Consider the following 13,309-nt stretch of genomic DNA (forward strand, 5'->3'; position numbering starts at 1 on the left):
CAGATACTCCCTGTCGAACCTGACTCAGCCGCGACGAGCGCGGTGCTGGTGGATAGCGGATTGGATGGCGATCAGCACGTCAGCACTCGGCTCGTTGGAGCCCGGCTTGACTGCCGATGGCACAGATACAGGAATGGGGGCTTTGGCGCTAAAACGCTCGATAACCCACGACATCACGCGGATCATCAGCACCAATAGCATCAGAAAGAGAAATACGGTGCCCAGGCCGAACAGCATGAGCTCGACACCCTCGAGCAGGAGTTCACTAGGGGTCATCTTGGCTCCATTACTAGCTACGTATGAGCTGCGTTAATTATTAGACAGGAGCGCCCAGGAGCCGGTCCCGGGCAAAGCTGGCGAACCTTAGCGTGAAACGAGCGTTTGAAGCAAACCTCATACGGACTAATGAGACACTTACATTCAAGAAAGCGTCATCTCACCAAGTCAGTTACCGAGTGCTTAAAAGAGACTGCCGAACCGCTTTTCAAGCGGCACGACAATTTAGGATGCTTGCCGAGAATTTGTCAGAGCAGAAACAGACTGGCCAAACCCAGGAAGATAAAGAAGCCACCGCTGTCAGTCACCGCAGTGATCATCACACTGGCACCCAGGGCGGGATCACGCCCCATGCGCACCAGCGTCATGGGAATCAACACCCCCATCAAAGCGGCCAAGAGCAAGTTCAAAGTCATCGCCGCCGTCATCACCACGCCCAGCGACCAGCTGTCGTAGAGCAGGTAGGCCACCACGCCAATCACCCCGCCCCAAACGATGCCGTTGACCAGACCAACGCCCAACTCCTTGCGAATCAGGCGTGAGGTATTACCGGTACTGACCTGATCCAGGGCCATGGCGCGCACGATCATGGTGATGGTCTGGTTGCCCGAGTTACCACCAATACCAGCAACAATCGGCATCAGCGCCGCGAGCGCCACCAGCTTCTCGATGGAGTCCTCAAACAAACCGATCACCCGCGACGCCATAAAGGCGGTGACCAGGTTTATCGCCAGCCAGGCCCAGCGGTTACGCAGGGACTTCCACACCGAGGCGAAGATGTCTTCTTCCTCGCGCAGACCGGCCATATTGAGGACTTCGTTTTCACTCTCTTCGCGAATCAGGTCGACCATTTCGTCAATGGTCAGACGGCCGATCAGCTTGCCGTTTTTGTCCACCACCGGGGTTGAGATCAAGTCATAGCGCTCGAACGCTTGCGCGGCGTCGTAGGCATCCTCATCCGGGTGGAAGCTCACCGGGTCAGTGGCCATGACCTCACTGACCAGTTTGTCCGGGTCATTGACCAGCAAACGCTTTACCGGCAGCACACCCTTGAGCACACCGTCGTAATCAACCACAAACAGTTTGTCGGTGTGCCCTGGCAGCTCCTTGAGGCGGCGCAGGTAACGCAACACCACTTCCAGGCTGACGTCTTCGCGGATGGTGACCATCTCGAAGTCCATCAGTGCACCAACCTGATTCTCCTCGTAAGACAACGCCGAGCGTACGCGCTCACGTTGCTGCGCATCGAGGGTTTCCATGAGTTCATGGACAACATCGCGCGGCAACTCGGAGGCCAGGTCGGCCAACTCGTCGGCATCCATTTCCTTGGCCGCCGCGAGAATCTCGTGGTCGTCCATGTCCGCGAGCAGGGTTTCACGCACTGCATCGGACACTTCAAGGAGAATATCGCCGTCACGCTCGGCTTTAACCAGTTGCCATACAGTCTGACGATCACCCAGCGGCAAGGCTTCGAGGATGTGAGCCACGTCAGCGGAGTGCAGCTCATCGAGCTTGCGTTGTAATTCGACGAGATTCTGCCGGTGCACCAGGTTTTCCACCCGGCCATGGTGCTGGCCTTCCTGACGGTGGGTCAGGTCTTCGACCAGCTTATGCCGATGCAACAGCTCGACCACCTGAGCCAGGCGATCCTGCAGGCTTTCTTGCGGTTTTTTTACTTCTACTTCAGTCATAGCGCGCTCCACCCCCAGCAGCAGCGCGCGCCAAAGAGGGTCAATCAGTCAAACACGTGATTGCACAATCGAGGTTCAGAGTAACTACTGGGTAAGTCCATGGTGGTATCCCACAAGCCCCGGCGGGGCTGACGCGGCAAATGATACCACCGCCCAAGCGCCTTGCATGCGACAAAACCACACCTCGAACAAACCAACCTCAGGCGCACTCGCACATGGCTAACTGCGACGTGCCTAGCACTGACAAAGACACGCCTGGCACAGACAACCACATCGGCTAGGCTTGCAGGCAGACCATCAAGGAGGATGCACCATGCAAGGACTGCGCTGCGCAATCGTCTGCACTATTTTGCTTTGCCCGCCCACCACACTTGCCTCCAGCGTATTTCGCTGTGAAGACGCCAACGGCCACGTCACCTTCACCCGCCAGGGCTGCCCTGACGATCATAACCAGCGCATACAACAGGCCAACAACCCCACGCCAGGCAGCGGCAAGCCAGTGCCACTGGCCAAACCGCGCCAAGCCTCTCGAGAGCGCAAACAAGACACTGAACGAACACCGACTGTAATCGGCGTTAAGCAACATGACTGCGGCAACCACCTGAACAATAGCGAACGTCGCGCCGCCATCATCAAACAACAGATTCAGCCCGGCATGAGCCGCGCCGATGTCGAGAGCAGCCTTGGCAAGCCTGACACACTGACCGAGCTCAATGGCCAAACGCGCTACGTGTATCAGGGCAAGAAAGGCAGTAGACGCACCGTCAACTTCGATGAAGCCGGCTGCGTGAAAGGTAAACGTAAACGCTAGATATGACAGGAAATAAAAAAGGGCCTGCATCGCTGCAGGCCCTTCTTATTTGGTGCACTCAGGAGGATTCGAACCTCCGACCGCTCGGTTCGTAGCCGAGTACTCTATCCAGCTGAGCTATGAGTGCATGTGGCGCTTTTTAACCAGATCACCGCTGGCTGAAACAAGATGGCTTACATCACTGCAAACAATCTCTATTTGGTGCACTCAGGAGGATTCGAACCTCCGACCGCTCGGTTCGTAGCCGAGTACTCTATCCAGCTGAGCTATGAGTGCATGTGGCGCTTTAAACCAGATCACCGCTGGTTGAAACAAAATGGCTTGCATTGCTGCAAGCCATTTCTATTTGGTGCACTCAGGAGGATTCGAACCTCCGACCGCTCGGTTCGTAGCCGAGTACTCTATCCAGCTGAGCTATGAGTGCATGTAACGCTCGCACTGTAGATGCTCAAACTTGCTACATCTACAACACTAAATAATGGCGGAGAAGGGGGGATTCGAACCCCCGACACCCTTTTGAGATGTACTCCCTTAGCAGGGGAGCGCCTTCGGCCACTCGGCCACCTCTCCGCAACACGGGGCGCATGATAACCATGTTTTCCCCGTTTGCAAAGCCAAAATTTCAATTAAATTAGTGGCTTGGTTCCTCACCCTTCTCTTTCTGGATGCGCTGGTAAATTTCCTCACGGTGCACGGCGACTTCTTTAGGCGCGTTAACGCCTATACGCACCTGATTACCTTTAACGCCCAGCACGGTGACGGTGACTTCATCACCCACCATCAGGGTCTCTCCGACCCGACGAGTCAGAATCAGCATTCCTTTCTCCTTACGGATATCAGTTCAGGACAACAACAGTCTGCAAAGTAAAATGGTGGCAGCCCCGAACATCTCAAGCGGAGCCTTGACCCAAGTATTGACCAGTGCGAGCAGAAAGAAAGCGCCTGCTCACATCAACCAAAAAGACAAAAGGCGCGGGATAAACCGCGCCTTTTGGATAATGCCTCAGTCGCCCTGTCGGGCCGGGGCATCCAGTTCAAAAGCAGTGTGCAGGGCGCGCACCGCCAACTCCAGATATTTCTCCTCAATCACCACGGAGACTTTGATTTCCGAGGTGGAAATCATCTGGATGTTGATATTTTCTTTGGCCAGCGCCTCAAACATGCGGCTGGCGACGCCTGCATGGGAGCGCATACCCACACCAACGATGGAAACCTTGGTGATATCGGTATTGCCAACCACCTCACGGGCGCCCAATTCCTGCGCGGTCTTTTCCAGCACCTGCATGGCATTGTTGTAGTCATTGCGATGCACAGTGAAGGTGAAGTCAGTGGTGTTATCGTGCGCGACGTTCTGCACGATCATGTCCACTTCAACATTGGCGGCGCTGATCGGCCCTAAAATCTTGAACGCTACGCCCGGAATATCCGGTACGCCACGGATAGTCAGCTTGGCCTCATCGCGGTTAAAAGCGATGCCAGAGATGATCGGCTGTTCCATGGATTCCTCTTCATCAATAGTAATAAGGGTGCCCGGCCCCTCTTGGAAGCTGTGCAACACGCGCAGCGGGACGTTGTATTTACCAGCGAACTCCACCGCGCGAATCTGCAGCACCTTGGAGCCTAGACTGGCCATTTCCAGCATTTCTTCGAAGGTAATCTTGCTCAGGCGCTGAGCCTTGGGCACAACGCGCGGATCGGTGGTGTAAACGCCATCAACATCGGTATAGATCTGGCATTCATCGGCCTTTAACGCCGCAGCCAGCGCCACCCCAGTCGTGTCAGAGCCGCCACGCCCGAGGGTGGTGATATTGCCGTGCTCATCCACACCTTGGAAACCCGCCACCACCACCACGCGCCCGGCTTTCAGATCGGTACGCAGCTTCTGGTCATCAATCTGCAGGATGCGCGCTTTGTTGTGTGCGCTATCCGTAAGGATGCGCACCTGATTACCGGTGTAGGACACCGCAGGCACACCGATTTTAATCAGTGCCATGGCCAACAGGGCAATGGTCACCTGCTCACCGGTTGAGACCATCACGTCGAGTTCACGCGGTACCGGCTGACCATCACTGACCTGTTTGGCCAGATCGATCAGGCGATTGGTCTCACCGCTCATAGCGGAAACCACAACCACGATGTCATCGCCATTTTCGCGGAATTTCTTCACCTTCTCGGCCACTTGCTGAATGCGCTCAACAGTGCCGACGGAAGTACCGCCAAATTTCTGTACGATCAAAGCCATTTCAAAGCCGCCTCAGCCCGTGAAGGGCACCCATTAAACATTCAACATCACTACCGCCAGGGGACGCAGGGCATATACAGCCCCTGGCGGAACATCAAAACCTGCGTTAAAGCGCTTGCTCAACAAAACCGACGGCCAGCGCCAGCGCAGCATCCAAGGCCGCCGCATCGGTACCGCCACCTTGCGCCATGTCCGGGCGACCACCGCCTTTACCTCCCACGGCAGCGGCAGCTTGCTTCATCAGCTCACCGGCTTTGAGTTTGGCGGTCAAATCCTGCGTCACCCCAGCAACCAGCACGACCTTGTCGTCCTGCACACCGCCGAGCAGAATCACGGCACTGCCCAGCTTGTTTTTCAGCTGATCAGCCATGGCCAACAGCGCCTTGCCGTCCAAACCGTCGAGACGCGCCGTCAGCACTTTGATGCCTTTGACGTCGACAGCGGAACCCGCCAGGTCATTGCCCGCCGCGCTGGCGGCCTTGGCCTTGAGCTGCTCCAGCTCTTTTTCCAGCTGACGGTTGCGCTCCAGCACACCGGCGAGCTTGTCCAGCAGGTTGTCGCGGCTGCCTTTGACCAGCGCGGCAGCCTCTTTCAGCTGTTCTTCCGCGCCATTCAGGTAAGCAAAGGCTGCTGCACCGGTGACCGCTTCAATACGGCGCACACCCGCCGCCACACCGCTTTCGCTGATGATTTTGAACAGGCCGATATCACCTGTGCGTTTGGCGTGAGTACCGCCACACAGCTCAACAGAGAAATCGCCGCCCATGCTCAGCACGCGCACCTGGTCGCCGTACTTTTCACCAAACAGCGCCATAGCCCCTTTGGCCTTGGCGGTTTCGATGTCGGTTTCCAGGGTTTCAACTTCGCTATTACCGCGCACTTCACGGTTAACGATGGCTTCCAGCTCTTTCAGTTGTGCAGGCGTGATCGCCTCGAAATGACTGAAGTCAAAACGCAGGCGCTGACTGTCGACCAGCGAGCCCTTCTGGGTGACGTGCTCACCCAGCACCTGACGCAGCGCCGCATGCAGCAAGTGAGTGGCCGAGTGATTGAGCGCCGTGGCCTGACGCACACTGGCGTCTACTTCGGCCTTGACCGAGGTGCCGACACTCAAGCCGCCTTTGACCGCAACGCCGTGGTGCAGAAATGCACCGCCAGCCTTCGTGGTATCACGCACATCGAAACGCACGCCGGCGCCTTCAAGGAAGCCGCAGTCACCCACCTGACCACCGGATTCGGCATAGAACGGCGTCTGATCGAGAACGACAACGCCCTCCTCGCCTTCACTCAAGCTGTCGACAGCCTGACCGGCCTGGAACAGCGCAATGATCTTGCCGCTGCCGCTAGTGCCCTGATAACCGAGGAACGCGGTATCGCAGTCGACCTTGACCAGGCTGTTGTAGTCCATGCCGAAGGAGCTGGCGGAACGCGCGCGTTCACGCTGCGCCTGCATTTCGCGCTCGAAACCTTCTTCGTCCAGGGTCAGCTCGCGCTCACGGGCGATGTCGCCGGTAAGGTCCATCGGGAAACCGAAGGTGTCGTACAGCTTGAAGATCACTTCACCCGGAATCACGGTGCCTTTGAGCTCAGCCAAGTCCTGCTCAAGAATCTTCAGGCCCTGCTCCAGGGTCTTGGCGAACTGCTCTTCTTCAGTTTTCAGCACGCGCTCGATGTGCGCCTGCTGTTGTTTCAGCTCAGGGAAGGCATCGCCCATCTCGGCCACCAGCGCGGCAACGATCTGGTAGAAGAAGCTGCCCTTGGCACCCAACTTGTTACCGTGACGGCAGGCGCGGCGGATGATGCGGCGCAGCACGTAGCCACGGCCTTCGTTAGACGGCGTCACACCGTCGGCGATCAGGAAGCCGCACGAGCGAATATGGTCAGCCACCACTTTCAGCGATGCCTGGGCTTCGTTGGCGCAACCGATGGCCTTGGCCGCTGCATTCAGCAGGCTCTGAAACAGGTCAATCTCGTAATTCGAGTTGACGTGTTGCAGCACGGCGCTGACGCGCTCCAAGCCCATGCCGGTGTCTACGCTTGGCGCCGGCAGTGGGTGCAATACGCCGTCTGCGGTGCGGTTGAACTGCATAAACACGTTGTTCCAGATTTCGATGTAGCGATCACCGTCTTCTTCTGGGCTGCCAGGTGGGCCGCCCCAGATGTGCTCGCCGTGGTCGAAGAAAATTTCGGTGCACGGGCCGCACGGCCCGGTGTCGCCCATGGTCCAGAAGTTGTCGGAGGCATACGGCGCACCTTTGTTGTCGCCGATACGGATCATGCGCTCAGCCGGTACGCCGACTTCCTTGTTCCAAATATCGTAGGCTTCATCGTCTGTGGCGTAGACGGTCACCCAGAGCTTTTCTTTGGGTAGGTTCAGCCAGTTTTCACCGGTGAGGAACTCCCAGGCGAAGTGAATGGCATCGCGCTTGAAATAGTCGCCAAAGCTGAAGTTACCCAGCATTTCGAAGAATGTGTGGTGACGTGCGGTATAACCGACGTTTTCCAAGTCGTTGTGTTTGCCGCCGGCGCGTACGCACTTCTGGCTGGTGGCGGCGCGGGTGTAGGCGCGCTTTTCCAGGCCGAGGAAGCAATCCTTGAACTGGTTCATGCCTGCGTTGGTGAACAGCAGGGTCGGGTCGTTGCCCGGAATCAGGGAGCTTGAAGCGACACGGGTGTGTCCCTTTTGTTCAAAGAAGCTGAGGAAGGCTTCACGGATTTCTGCGCTTTTCATAGGAATCTTCCAAAAACCAGCGGCCACGATAAAGCCGGCAAAGGGCCGCATTATATCGGGCCTGAGCTGAGGGGCTAGTGCCTTTATTGATAGATAGGCGCTATTAACAGCGCGGTTTTATTCGCTGTGTGCGAATTCTGCAAAGGCGGCTATCACCTGATCGATGCCTGCAGCGGCAATATCCAGATGCGTGACCATGCGTAAACGCGGCGCGGCGGTAAGCTTGATTCCCCGCCGGGCACAGAATGCTTGTAACGCCGGGGCCTGCCCGCCTACCTGCACGTAGACCATATTGGTTTGCACCGGCTCGACCGCATAACCCAGCGTGCGTAGGCCAGCGGCAAGGCGCTCGGCATTGGCGTGATCATCCGCCAACCGCGCCACCTGATGCTGCAGGGCGTATAAACCCGCCGCGGCGAGCATGCCTGCCTGACGCATACCGCCGCCGACCATTTTGCGCAGCCGCCGCGCCCTGCCGATCAACTCGACTGAGCCACACAACACCGAACCAATCGGCGCACCGAGCCCTTTGGACAGGCACACCGACACCGAATCGAAGTATTGAGTGATTTCCCGCGCCGGCACGCCCAGCTTGACAGCTGCGTTGTACAAACGCGCGCCGTCCAGATGCAGCGCCAAGCCGTGGCGCGTGCACAGTTCACGCGCGGCCTGCAGGTACGCCTGTGGCAGCACCTTGCCCTGCATGGTGTTTTCCAGCGCCAGCAGGCGGGTGCGGGCGAAGTGAAAGTCATCCTGCTTGATAGCTGCCTCGACCTTAGCCAGATCCAAGGAGCCATCCGCTTCGCCGTCAATCGGTTGCGGCTGGATCGAGCCGAGCACCGCCGCGCCGCCACCTTCGTATTTATAGGTGTGCGCCTGCTGGCCGACGATATATTCGTCACCACGGCCGCAATGGGCCATCAGCCCGAGCAAGTTGCTCATGGTGCCGGTGGGTACAAATAACGCCGCCTCGAAGCCCAGATCAGCTGCGAGGTACTGCTCTAGCTGATTGACTGTTGGATCCTCGCCATACACGTCATCGCCCAGCTCAGCGCGTTGCATGGCATTACGCATGCCGAGGGTTGGCTGGGTGACGGTGTCGCTGCGCAGGTCGATAACAGGCATAACGGGCAATCCTTAGGCAAGGTAAGGCCCGATGCTAAAGCGCACCTTTTGGGCAAACAAGGGACAGATCGGGCGAGAAGGCGCAGTACAGCTGTGGTGACTGACGCTTTATCCATCCACCCGACTGGCTCAAGCCAGCTGCACGTCTTCGGCGGGAACGATAAGGATGCCGGCGCGCAGGCCGTTGTGAACGTTGGGATTGGGGAAGATGATTCGCGCGCCCGGCTCATCCACTACCCAGCGGGTGTCACTGAGGTCTTCGGCCAGCAGGTAGCCAAGCGGCAATTCGCTGAAGTTTTCGATATCGGCGGGCAAGTGCAGCTTGAAGGCATCGCTGTGTTTGATGACCTCGCGCGCCACAGTAAATAACTTCAGTTCACCCAGATCATCCGCCACACCCGCAGGTTCACGCCCTTCAATCAGTGCCTGCAACTGCATTTCAAGGCGACTGAGGTTGACCCCGTCGTTGTGCCCGAATGGCCGCGCCTTGCCTAACTCCAGGGTGAACGCCTCTGCCGCCAACTGTGTGTAGGTGTAGGCGCTAAAGGTCACTGAACTCTTGTTATGCAGCAGCACGGCCTCAATCCCGGCCGCGCTCAGGCGCGCCAGCTCGCGCCGGCTGCGCGGGCGACCTTGCTGAAACGGGTAGAGGGCAAACTGCTCAATCTTGGAAGCACGAATGGCGGTGTGCAGGTCGTAATGCAGGCGCTTACGCTCTGGCTTGCTGAAAAAGTTGGCGGCCAGGTGCTCCAGTTCGCAGGCACGCAGCGCTTCAGCACCGGCGTGCTGATCGTGGCGGCCGTTAAATAGGCGGTTGATGTCATGTTCGATATAACGCTCGCCACTGCGCATGGCGGCGGGGTTACCGAACAACAAGAGAATGCGTGCACAGGGCTGTAACTGGTTGCGGGCGATGCCCTGCAGCAGGCGGTCGAGCAGTTCGATGGGAGCGGTTTCGTTGCCATGGATGCCCGCTGACAGCAGCAGGTCCTGACCATTGTCGCGAGCCGCAGGCGGCGTAATTTCCAACGCGCCTTCGGCCAGCCAACGCAGCCGCGTGCCCTCGGGAGTCAGCTGAATCTTTGCTGCCGGTTCGTGGCCGGCCAGGGTCAGTTCAAGCAGTTTGCCGAGGGCAAGCATAGGCGGTTCCTCAGAGCGTAAAGAAGCTCTTAGTGGTTGCAGTCAGAGCCGTGCACATGATCGTCATCTTCTTCCAGGCCAGCGGCCTCCATCTCCAGCTCCAGGCTGACCAAGTTGGTGGCCAGCGGGCGCAGCAGCAGATTGGCGTATTCAGCAGCGCCCTCCTCCACGTCAACACCAATCATCAACTGGTTGTTACCCACCTGCTGGAACCAGATTTCCTGACCCTGCCAGATCACAGCAAAACGCGTGCAGGACGTTTCCAGCTGGGTGCCATCGGTGTCTTCAAGGATTAATTGCAGGGCGTCGCTCATAAAATCTCCACAGTGTTGGACGTAGGGTGGATGTCGCTTTTGGTATCCACCGGTGGGTCGATAAAGCGCGACCCAGCTTACTTAAGCTAATTGGAAAGGATAAACCGCGCCCAGTTTAAGGATCTGCGTCAGTTCATCCAAGGCCGTGCGGCATTCGCCCAGTAATTGTGGGTCAGCCAGGTCATTCTCGCTCAGGCGATCACGGTAGTGCGTATCGACCCAGGTATTGAGCGTGTCGTATAAGGTCGGGGTCATGATCACGCCTTGGTTGACCGCTGCCAGCTCATGCTCTTTGAGCGCCACACGCAGACGCAGGCACGCGGGTCCACCGCCGTTCTGCATGCTCTGCTTGAGGTCGAACACTTTGACCTCGCGAATCGGGCCGTTGCCGGCAGTCAGCTGCTGCAGATAATTCCACACGTTGGCGTTGTTACGGCACTCCTCGGGGACGATCAGCAGCATGCTGCCGTCGGCGCAGCTGAGCAGTTGGCTGTTGAACAGGTAGGACTTGACCGCATCGTCTACTGTCACCGCTTCGCGCGGTACGCACACGGGACGGAAGTTAGCGCCACGACGCGCCAGCTTGTCGCTCAGCTCGGCCAGTACCTTGTCGGTATCAAGGAAAGCGTCCTGGTGATAGAACAGCACCTCGCCGTTGCCCACGGCAATCACGTCATTGTGGAACACGCCTTGATCAATCACCGCTGGCGCTTGCTGGGCATAGACCACACCGTCATCGCTCAGGCCATGCAACCGGGCAACCGCCTGTGAAGCTTCCAACGTCTGCCGCGCCGGGTAACGTTGTGGGGCTGGCAAGCGGCCATCAAACGCACTGCGACCGAACACGAAGAACTCCACGCCGGCATCGCCATAACCTTTGCAAAAGCGTGTGTGGTTGGCCGCGCCTTCATCGCCAAACTGAGTAACCGCCGGCAGTGCGGCGTGATGGGCAAAATGCTGCTGATTGGCGAACATGGCGCCCAGCACACGGCTAGTGGTCGGGTGCTCGATGGAGCGATGGAATTTGCAGTTGAGGTTGGCGGCAGTGAAATGCACGCGACCATCTGCAGTATCAGCACTCGGGCTGACGGTGCAGGCGTTGGCCGTCCACATGCTTGAGGCCGAGCAACTGGCGACCAGCAGCGGCATGGCGTCTTTCGCAGCCTTTTGGATGACCTGCGCGTCTGTTCCGGTAAACCCCAGCCGGCGCAGCACGGCAACATCCGGGCGCTCTTGCGGGGCAAGCACACCTTGCTTAAAGCCCATTTCCATCAGGGCTTTCATCTTGGCCAGGCCTTGCTTGGCGGCTTCTTTCGGGTTAGACGCAACCTGGCTGTTGCTCTGCGAGGCCACGTTGCCGTAGGACAGGCCACCGTAGTTATGTGTCGGCCCGACCAGTCCGTCGAAATTCACTTCAAAGGCAGATGCTTGGGATGGGTGGCTCACAGGCTTACTCCCGGGGTCAGCGTGGCAGGCAGGCTCAGGCTGTCAGCTTCCAGCGAGGCCACCGGATAGGCGCAGTAGTCGGCCGCGTAATAGGCGCTGGCACGGTGGTTACCCGAGGCACCGACACCGCCAAAGGGCGCGGTGCTGGCAGCGCCGGTCAGCTGTTTGTTCCAGTTGATGATGCCGGCGCGGCTGTGCAGCCAGAACTGCTCGTAGCGCGCCTTGGAATCGGATAGCAGGCCAGCGGCCAAGCCGTACTGGGTGTTGTTGGCCTCGGCGATGGCCGCATCAAAATCGGCGTAGCGAATCACCTGCAGCAACGGGCCAAAGAACTCCTCGTCCGGGCGATTGACCACCTCGGTCACATCGATAATCCCAGGCGTGAGCAAGGCAGCACCGGCCAACGGCTGGGTCATTTCCAACAGCGGCGTGGCGCCTTGGGTCAGCAGGTGCTGCTGCGCCTTGATCAGGTGCTGCGCAGCGCCCAGGGAAATCACCGAGCCCATAAAGGGCGCAGGCTGGGCGTCAAAGCTGCCGACTTTGATGCTGGCGGCCACCTCAACCAAGCGCTGCAGCAGGCTGTCGCCCCACGCGCCGTGCGGCACCAGCAGGCGCCGTGCACAAGTGCAACGCTGGCCAGCGGAGATAAAGGCCGACTGGATAATGGTGTACACGGCAGCGTTGAGGTCAGCGACCTGATCCACCACCAGTGGATTGTTGCCGCCCATTTCCAGGGCGAGGATCTTGTCCGGGCGACCAGCGAACTGGTTGTGCAGCAGGTTGCCGGTACGGCTGGAGCCGGTGAAGAACAAACCGTCGATGCCGTTATGCGCGGCCAGGGCCACACCGGTATCACGCGCACCTTGCACCAGGTTGAGCACACCTGCTGGCAGGCCCGCTTCAATCCAGCATTTAACCGTCAGCTCGGCGACTTTCGGTGTCAGCTCGCTGGGTTTGAACACCACGCAGTTACCCGCCAGCAGCGCCGGGACGATATGACCGTTAGGCAGGTGACCCGGGAAGTTGTAAGGGCCGAACACCGCGACCACACCATGCGGTTTATGCCGCAGTACAGCGGTGGCGTCGGCCAGCGGGCCGCTCTTTTCGCCAGTGCGCTCGCGGTAGCTTTGAATTGAGATGGCCACTTTATTGGCCATGCTGGTGACTTCAGTGGCGGTTTCCCACAGCGGCTTGCCGGTTTCCTCGCCAATGCAATGGCCCAGGGCGTCAGCATGCTGCTTGAGGGTGACGGCAAATTGCTCAAGCACGGCAATGCGCTCACCCAGCGAACGCGAGGCCCAGGCTGGGAATGCGGCGCGAGCGGCCTGCACAGCAGCATCCACCTGCTCGGCACTGGCGGCTTGACCTTGCCAGATGGCTTCCTGGCTAACCGGATTGAGTGATTCCAGCGTTTCGCCCTGGCCTGCATGCCAGGCACCGGCAATGTAATGAGTGCTCATTGTGTTTTATCACTCCCAGCAAGGTATCGACCCGGCCAGCCGCCGGATCAGCAATTAGAGACAACCGCGAGGC

The 13,309-nt window shown here is 58.6% G+C and carries 11 protein-coding genes and 4 tRNA genes; 1 reads left to right on the forward strand and 14 read right to left on the reverse strand.

Annotation, left to right across the window (positions count from 1 at the left end; genetic code table 11):
• Positions 1-24: 24 nt before the first annotated feature.
• On the reverse strand, positions 25-276 hold the full coding sequence (locus tag AC0J6G_RS11085; protein WP_475247704.1) for an OadG family protein: 252 nt from the start codon (positions 274-276) through the stop codon (positions 25-27).
• Between the two features lie 248 nt (positions 277-524).
• A complete protein-coding gene (gene mgtE / locus AC0J6G_RS11090) occupies positions 525-1,967 on the reverse strand; it encodes a magnesium transporter (RefSeq protein ID WP_475247706.1) in 1,443 nt (480 codons plus the stop codon).
• 313 nt (positions 1,968-2,280) lie between these two features.
• Here mgtE and AC0J6G_RS11095 point away from each other — a divergent pair, with 313 nt between their 5' ends.
• Entirely contained in the window at positions 2,281-2,778 is a 498-nt protein-coding gene (locus tag AC0J6G_RS11095; protein WP_475247708.1) for a DUF4124 domain-containing protein, read from the forward strand.
• A 50-nt stretch (positions 2,779-2,828) separates the two neighbouring features.
• Here the strand turns inward: AC0J6G_RS11095 and AC0J6G_RS11100 are convergent.
• The 12 genes from AC0J6G_RS11100 to astD all read right to left on the reverse strand — a co-directional run bounded on the left by AC0J6G_RS11100 (position 2,829) and on the right by astD (position 13,236).
• Positions 2,829-2,905: transfer RNA gene (locus AC0J6G_RS11100), tRNA-Arg, on the reverse strand.
• 72 nt (positions 2,906-2,977) lie between these two features.
• Positions 2,978-3,054: transfer RNA gene (locus AC0J6G_RS11105), tRNA-Arg, on the reverse strand.
• A 71-nt stretch (positions 3,055-3,125) separates the two neighbouring features.
• Positions 3,126-3,202, reverse strand: a tRNA-Arg gene (locus AC0J6G_RS11110).
• Between the two features lie 55 nt (positions 3,203-3,257).
• Positions 3,258-3,348: transfer RNA gene (locus AC0J6G_RS11115), tRNA-Ser, on the reverse strand.
• A 61-nt stretch (positions 3,349-3,409) separates the two neighbouring features.
• Positions 3,410-3,595, reverse strand: a complete 186-nt coding sequence (csrA, locus tag AC0J6G_RS11120; RefSeq protein ID WP_025165378.1) for a carbon storage regulator CsrA — start codon at positions 3,593-3,595, stop codon at positions 3,410-3,412.
• Positions 3,596-3,781: 186 nt separating this feature from the next.
• Entirely contained in the window at positions 3,782-5,020 is a 1,239-nt protein-coding gene (locus tag AC0J6G_RS11125; protein ID WP_475247711.1) for an aspartate kinase, read from the reverse strand.
• A gap of 106 nt (positions 5,021-5,126) precedes the next feature.
• A complete protein-coding gene (alaS, locus tag AC0J6G_RS11130; RefSeq protein ID WP_475247713.1) occupies positions 5,127-7,751 on the reverse strand; it encodes an alanine--tRNA ligase in 2,625 nt (874 codons plus the stop codon).
• 117 nt (positions 7,752-7,868) lie between these two features.
• A complete protein-coding gene (gene ltaE, locus AC0J6G_RS11135) occupies positions 7,869-8,876 on the reverse strand; it encodes a low-specificity L-threonine aldolase (RefSeq protein ID WP_475247715.1) in 1,008 nt (335 codons plus the stop codon).
• Positions 8,877-9,005: 129 nt separating this feature from the next.
• Complete coding sequence (gene astE, locus AC0J6G_RS11140; RefSeq protein ID WP_475247717.1) at positions 9,006-10,016, reverse strand: succinylglutamate desuccinylase; 1,011 nt, start codon at positions 10,014-10,016, stop codon at positions 9,006-9,008.
• A gap of 29 nt (positions 10,017-10,045) precedes the next feature.
• Positions 10,046-10,330, reverse strand: coding sequence for a topoisomerase II (locus AC0J6G_RS11145; RefSeq protein WP_475247719.1), 285 nt, complete (start codon positions 10,328-10,330; stop codon positions 10,046-10,048).
• Between the two features lie 81 nt (positions 10,331-10,411).
• Complete coding sequence (astB, locus tag AC0J6G_RS11150; protein WP_475247721.1) at positions 10,412-11,776, reverse strand: N-succinylarginine dihydrolase; 1,365 nt, start codon at positions 11,774-11,776, stop codon at positions 10,412-10,414.
• The gene (astD, locus tag AC0J6G_RS11155) at positions 11,773-13,236 is read right to left on the reverse strand and encodes a succinylglutamate-semialdehyde dehydrogenase (RefSeq protein ID WP_475247723.1); all 1,464 of its coding nucleotides are present in this window, start codon (positions 13,234-13,236) and stop codon (positions 11,773-11,775) included. The genes astB and astD overlap by 4 nt, the downstream gene beginning before the upstream one ends.
• Positions 13,237-13,309: the final 73 nt, after the last annotated feature.

Source organism: Pseudomonas sp. TS_SC_3, assembly GCF_056156225.1.